Here is a 1,769-nt window from a genome sequence, read left to right on the forward strand (position 1 = left end):
TACGTAAAAAGTCGAATACGACGCGGAACAGAAAGAAGAGCATCACCACCACCCAGACACAAAAAAGCTGACAAACTCTCCATGCTGCCAAGAGGCTCGAAACAAACCCACCAAACTGCCTCTCCTGTATCGCATTGCAATGAACGAGGAAGAGGCGCGAACCTGACACGACCCAAGTGCCAGAAACGACCTATTGCATCGATCCCCATCCAAGAGTACTCCGCTACTTGCGCACGCCCTACCACATCAAGAACATTCCTTCTCGTACTCTCAACCTGATCCCAAAAATCCTGCAACTGACTCGCAGAAACATCAGCAGAAGAATGCGCTCGAAACGAAACACGAACCCCGAGACTTGACACAAGACGCAGAAGGATACAGAACACCCTCCGCAATTCTAGCACTAGATCCTGTTTTGTACAAAAACTAGAAGAGAAAAGAACATGACTCCATTCCAGACAGAAAAGACCCCATGCTGAAGAAGAAGGAACCTTGTCATCATGAAGATGACGAAAAGTAGCCCCAGACCAGCCTAAAGGGCATCCCGCCGCTCTCCATACATCCAAGTGTGAAGAAAAGAAAGAATCGTTCCACGCCCCTTTCGGAAGGCGAGTTTTTTGAGAAGTCGAATCGAACAATACAAATAAAAAACCTTCTTTTTGAAAAACATGCATCGACCAATCCAAAATAGAACGCATCAAAAGCAAACCTTTCGACCTTGGAATCGCTGTGCGCCTTTCTTCATTATAAAGAAAAAAATTCTCCTTCTCTTTGATAGTTTTCTCTTGCCGAACCACCATTTTTCGTTCCCATACAGAAGAAGGGAATACAGCACGTAACCGGTAACAAGAGATAGCTGGCAAAAAAGAAGCGAACCCACGTTCCAATTCAATGCGAACAGCTCGCAAAGGAAGTGGGTCATCTGCGACTGGACCTTCGACAAAATCGAATCGTCCATCCAGTTCAACCATTTGCAAAATGGAATCACACGTTCTTTCTTCCAGCACACGTGCAAAAAAAGAATTTCTTGTTTCGCGTGCCCAAAGAATGGCATTGGCCCGTGGCTGCCGAATCAAACGAAAAGAAAGAGGCTCTGAACAAAGCCGACGAAACACTTCTTCAAAAGCAGGAATTTGTTCCTGCCCTAGCTGCATACGAACGATAAATTCATAACACACTGAGCTGCCCAAAACCTGCCCACCAAGCAATTGAGCAGATGAACAGAGACGAGCAACAGTCGATCCAAGCAAGACTGAACCAAGCCGTAACAGTAGAAGATCCTGAATAAGGATAGGGATAAGGCTCATCTTCCTGATAACTTAAAAGAAGAATGGGATATAGCTGACTTGAACAGCTGACCTCCACGATGTCAACGTGGCGCTCTAACCATCTGAGCTAATACCCCAAAATCGCAACCATTCTGCTCAGAGAGTGAAAATTAAGGCAATTGTAAAGGTTCTCTTCGCCCTGCAAGAAGAACAGAAACTGTTGCTTTTTCTGTCCAACCAGATCCGAGATAATCCCCCTTTTTTGGATGGTGAAAATCAGATCCACCCGTGATAAGAAGGTGCCTCGACTCGGCCCACTCTGCCCATTTGCCGATCAACCGTTGTCCTCGGTGCATCAATTCCACACCATCAAAAGGCAAAGAAGCAAAAAACTCATCAGGTAACGTAGATGGTAAAGTTACAGGATGAGCTAAAACCGCAAATCCACCACATACATGGATCAAGTCAATCGCTTGTGCAAGATCAGGGAACATCAGAGAA

At 45.6% G+C, this 1,769-nt stretch carries 2 protein-coding genes and 1 tRNA gene; all 3 read right to left on the reverse strand.

Features of this window, described 5'->3' with window-relative positions; all coding sequences use genetic code 11:
- Nucleotides 1-1,307, reverse strand: a 1,307-nt coding sequence (locus GCCT14_RS05310; protein WP_157952667.1) for a hypothetical protein, incomplete at its 3' end; no start/stop codon positions are given.
- 24 nt (nt 1,308-1,331) lie between these two features.
- Nucleotides 1,332-1,405: transfer RNA gene (locus tag GCCT14_RS05315), tRNA-Val, on the reverse strand.
- A gap of 33 nt (nt 1,406-1,438) precedes the next feature.
- Nucleotides 1,439-1,769: PHP domain-containing protein (locus GCCT14_RS05320; protein ID WP_478209997.1), on the reverse strand; the 331-nt coding region annotated here is incomplete at its 5' end.

The sequence above is a fragment of the Candidatus Similichlamydia epinepheli genome (assembly GCF_003056015.1).